A 4,722-nucleotide genomic window follows, 5' to 3' on the forward strand; every position below is an offset into this window, starting at 1 on the left:
ATTCACGCAATCCCGGTACCTTCGCCGCCAATTGCTTGCAAGCACGCCGGTTGGTCGAGCGCGGTGTGCGGTTCGTACAGCTGTATCACCAAGGTTGGGATCACCACGGCGGATTACCGTCGGGATTGCCGCGGCAATGTGCGGCGACCGATCAAGCGTCCGCCGCACTGGTGAAAGACCTGAAACGGTGCGGGTTACTCGAAGACACCCTAGTCATTTGGGGTGGTGAGTTTGGTCGCACGAATTACTGCCAAGGTAAATTGACGGCAAAGAGTTTTGGTCGTGATCATCACCCTCGCTGCTTTTCGATTTGGATGGCGGGCGGGGGGATCAAACCTGGAATTTCGTACGGTGAAACCGATGAATACGGCTACAACTTGACCGAAAACCCGGTGCATATTCATGATCTGCATGCCACGATCCTGCACCAGATGGGGATTGATCATGAACGCTTGACTTACAAGTACCAAGGCCGCCAATTTCGATTGACCGATGTCCATGGACACGTCGTTCACGATATTCTGTCGTGATTGCGGACGGTTGCAAGATCGTGGTTGCTTTCACCATAATGGCGCAATCGGTATCACGAATTTTGAATTTTTGAAGAAATAAGAATTGAGCGGTTTGGTATGAGCGACTCGAAAGTCAGCGGCGTTGTCCATTTGATCGAAGACACCAAGACCTACGGAAACAAAGGTTTTCGTAAGCGGTTGGTTGTGCTTGAGCAAGAAAAGGGAAGCTTTACCAACTACGTTCCGCTTGAATTTGTCAAAGATGGCTGCGACGCCGTTGATGACATCAAAGTTGGCGACGAAATCGAAGTGACTTACCGTCTGAACGGACGTCGCTGGCAAAAGGACGAGCACAGCGAAGCCAAATACTTCCTCAACGCCGAAGCGTTGTCGTTCCGCTTGGTTGGCGATGGCGGCGGAGCTGGTGGCACGATGACCGAAAAGGTCTCGCGTTCGGCAAACGACGCGTTCGACGAAGCCAACGAAGACGACGCCCCGTTCTAGCCCAAAGTCGTTGATTGCTCCGCAATCATTACGTGAAGCTTGCAAGGACGTCACGTCAATGACGAACGCGCCCGTAGCGAAAGTCGCCAAGACTTTCGGCTCGCCCAAGAACTCCCGAAACTCTTGGCGAGTTTCGTTACGAGTGGCCTATCCCACTTTGTTTCACTCCGACTCGATGTAGTCCGCTAACACGGCGGCCATCCTCGGTGCCGCGGCGGGATTCTGTTTGATCACTGCCGCCGCTGCGACGGCGAGCTTGCCGAGATATTTCTTCTCAGCAAACAAGTCGGAATGCTTGTTCAAATACAGCAGATTCTCGCCAGCCACGCTGGCTCCGGCTGGCAACGCACCGTCATTGGGATTTTTCATCCGCACAATCAACAGCGATTGCTCGGCGGTCGTAAAGAAAAATCCGCCCACCTTTTCATCCCAGAATAACTCGATCTGCTTCTCGGTCAGCGACTCGGCGGCATCGATCCATTTTGCGTCTCCGCTTGCTCGATGTAGTGCAATCAGCCCCGAGACAAAGAACGCATAATCGTCGAGATAACCGTCTAGTTTTTTCGCCCCCGAGGCGTAGTCGCGTCGCAGCACACCGTCGTCGGCAGCGAGTTTTGCAAGTACGAAATCGGCTGCCGTTTTAGCTGCATCGACGTAATCGGGTCGATCCAGCAATCGGCCACAATCGGCTAGCCCCGCGATCATCAACCCGTTCCATGCCGCCAACACTTTCTCATCTCGCAGCGGCCGTTCGCGTCGCTCACGGATCGAACGCAGTTCGTCTGTTACGCTCCGAAGCGAATCCCGCAGGATTTCATACGATTGCCCTTTCTGGTTTGCGACTTCGGTCAGTGAACGCTTAGGCTCGGGTGCAAAGAACTCGCCTTCAAAATTTGGCGTCTCGCGAAACTGATAGACCGAGGCAAACTCGCCGAAACCACTCAACGATTTTTCGAGTGTCTCGATTTCCTTTTTGCTCCAGCGATAAAACTTGCCCTCTTCGCCTTCGGAATCCGCATCGAGCGAACTGTAAAACGTTTCGTCATTGGACTTCAGTTCACGCAGCACGAAATCACAAATGGCGATTGCCACGTCGCGGTATTCTTGACGCTTCGTAATTTTGTAGGCGGCTGCGTAAACCGACGCCAATTGGCCGTTGTCGTACAGCATCTTTTCGAAATGAGGAATCTGCCACTGGCGATCGACGCTGTAACGATGAAACCCGCCACCGATGTGATCGAACATGGCGCCGCTAATCATTCCATCCAGAGTTTGCGTCAACATTTTTAGTGTCGCCTCACGCTCAACCTCGGATGTCGATTCCCGTTCGATTCGGTCGATCAAAAAATACAGATTCGATGGCTCGGGAAATTTCGGACGACTCGGCTGGGCATCTGAAAAACCAAAGCCACCATAGACCGGATCAAATTGGTCTTTTAACGAAGCGGCAACACGGTCGATAAGGTTCTGATTCAGCGCCGAGGCGGCCGCCTCCAGTTCCTCCTCGGCAATCCCGCTGCGATTGGCCTTGATGAGCGACGTGACTGCTTCGGCTTGCGTTTCCACTGCATCACGCTGTGTCGTCCAAGCTTCGTCGATTTGTTTCAAGACACTCATGAACCCCGTCGCTTGACCACGATCGCCAGTTCTCGCAGGGAAATACGTCCCTGCCCAAAACGGTTTTCCCTTGGGCGTCAAAAACACCGACATCGGCCAACCGCCGTTGCCACGACTGACGATCTGGACTGCCAACATATAGATCTGATCGACATCCGGACGCTGTTCCCGATCCACTTTGATGCAAACAAAGCGATCGTTTAGCAGTGCCGCGATTTCAGGATCGACAAACGATTCGCGTTCCATTACATGACACCAGTGGCACGCCGCGTAACCGACCGACAAGAATACCATCTTGTTTTCACGCTTGGCCTTCTCAAACGCCGCTTCGCCCCAGGGATACCAATCGACGGGATTGTGAGCATGTTGCAGTAAGTACAGACTCGATTCACCCGCAAGCCGATTGGCAGGGTGAACCTCATCGGTCGCTTCCTGCGCTGGCGATTCTTGCCCGTGACACACGAAAGTCGCGGAGGCTGTCAAAGTGATGAAGATCATCACGTAATAAAAGGAGGTCATCGTCAAGATCCTAAAGAGTCAATGGCGGATGATCGCTCGCGTCGTCGCAGCAACGGTAGCAAACCACACCCGACCATTCTAACGCACACCACCGTAGTGGATCTTGCTAAAGATCCCGACCGCTAACCGACGCGGGGAAAAACGTCCCGGCAGTTGGATACCCACGGGACGTGTAGCCACGTCCACTACGGGACGGAAAAGGGGACGGAGGTCTTTTTTTTCGCGACGGGCGTTGTCGGGGTCTTCCTCGCGGGCGGGTCTCAAATCCAGAGACCAACGCACAGAAAGCCCCATAACTGCGATAAAGTCCCAAAGCTACGTGGTACGCCCAAGATTTACATCAGAGTTTGCGACCAAGGGTGGAAGCTCCTCCGTCGTGCACTGCACAACCTCCGGCAGTAGCGCTGTTCGCGAACGCCGCTGAAGCACGAAGGTGACACGCAGCATAAGTCGTGGCTTTTCACCATACGAATGCTTGTGGTAGCACACAGTATCCTCGAAGAATATTGTGCCACATTTCCCCAAGACGGTATGGATTCGGCTACCAAATCGTAGTTCCGCGTTGCGGTCGTCAAGAAAGCGTCGCATCATACGCAGCCAAGACTTTGGCTTATGTGTTCCAAGGATGACCACATGGGGTCCACTATGGGCGTCAACATCGGTTAAATAGCAAAACAACTGAAGCGATTTGAAGTCACCGACGTCGTAGTGAAAACGACTCTTTTCCACTCGCTTTGATTCCTGGCTCTGTTCATCAGTGGGCGGAAAGGTCCAGTACAACAAGGTTTGATAAAGGCGTGGTTCGGCACCAAGATACTGTCGCGCCACTGCTAGCACGAATGGATCGAGAATGAGTTCACGCAGCACAGCACAATACACGTGAGGATTGTCGTAGTGGGAAACAGTTGTGTCGGAGCAAATTGATAGCAGTTCGTCCACACGGTCCTGCGACAATTGAGGCCCAGCGGCAAAGCCGTTCGCATTGAGTGCGACGACGTGACTGGCGACATTGACCTCGGGGAACATCGAATTGCATCCCTGCGGCAGTCTGGGATTGCAATCACGCCATTGAAAGAAGCGAATCGCCAATGCACGCCACGGCCCCAACCAAAAAACGGCACTCATCGCACGAAGTACGAAACGAAACTGACGCTTCCCAAAAGTGCGTTTGTATTTCAGCGGCAGCGACATCAATGCCCTCATCGATCCACTCCATCGTGAAAAGGGTAAAGTGACTGGTATGAAAGCCTAGAGTAGAAGCCAGAATGGATTGAGACCCTATTCTCCCAAAAGATGCTTCATCAACAAGCGAAAGGGTCTCAAAATCGAGCGCAAGAAACGCAATTTCTCCGGCAACGGAAGAAACCTTTATTCGCACTCACTCGGACCAAACATCCACACAATAACGCGGTAGAAATATGTATATGCTTTGTCTGGTAATCGCCCTGTTGTCCGGCAATGAAATCGAGCGTGTTACAGAACACTGTTTCGCGAACATGAAGGTCTGGGGACGGAGGTCCTTTTTACGCTATGGGCGATTTCGGGGTCTTCCTCGTGGGCGGATGGTAGA

4 protein-coding genes are annotated in these 4,722 nt (G+C 52.9%); 2 read left to right on the plus strand and 2 right to left on the minus strand.

Annotated elements, in window-relative coordinates; all coding sequences use genetic code 11:
* Both ABX962_RS30630 and ABX962_RS30635 read left to right on the plus strand, forming a co-directional pair.
* Window positions 1-530: DUF1501 domain-containing protein (locus tag ABX962_RS30630; protein WP_372725265.1), on the plus strand; the 530-nt coding region annotated here is incomplete at its 5' end.
* A gap of 99 nt (window positions 531-629) precedes the next feature.
* Entirely contained in the window at window positions 630-1,016 is a 387-nt protein-coding gene (locus ABX962_RS30635) for a DUF3127 domain-containing protein (RefSeq protein ID WP_372725267.1), read from the plus strand.
* Between the two features lie 162 nt (window positions 1,017-1,178).
* Here ABX962_RS30635 and ABX962_RS30640 read toward each other — a convergent pair whose 3' ends face one another.
* Both ABX962_RS30640 and ABX962_RS30645 read right to left on the minus strand, forming a co-directional pair.
* Entirely contained in the window at window positions 1,179-3,152 is a 1,974-nt protein-coding gene (locus ABX962_RS30640; protein WP_372725269.1) for a thioredoxin domain-containing protein, read from the minus strand.
* Window positions 3,153-3,467: 315 nt separating this feature from the next.
* Window positions 3,468-4,355, minus strand: coding sequence for a hypothetical protein (locus ABX962_RS30645; protein ID WP_372725270.1), 888 nt, complete (start codon window positions 4,353-4,355; stop codon window positions 3,468-3,470).
* Window positions 4,356-4,722: the final 367 nt, after the last annotated feature.

The sequence above is a fragment of the Novipirellula sp. genome (genome assembly GCF_041583735.1).
Taxonomy (GTDB): Bacteria; Planctomycetota; Planctomycetia; order Pirellulales; family Pirellulaceae; genus Novipirellula.

What these genes read in the sequence shown, in the direction of transcription:
- ABX962_RS30635 (WP_372725267.1), top strand. Translation starts at nt 630, where the DNA reads ATGAGCGACTCGAAAGTCAGCGGCGTTGTCCATTTGATCGAAGACACC.
- ABX962_RS30645 (WP_372725270.1), bottom strand. Translation starts at nt 4,355, where the DNA reads ATGAGGGCATTGATGTCGCTGCCGCTGAAATACAAACGCACTTTTGGG.
- ABX962_RS30640 (WP_372725269.1), bottom strand. Translation starts at nt 3,152, where the DNA reads ATGACCTCCTTTTATTACGTGATGATCTTCATCACTTTGACAGCCTCC.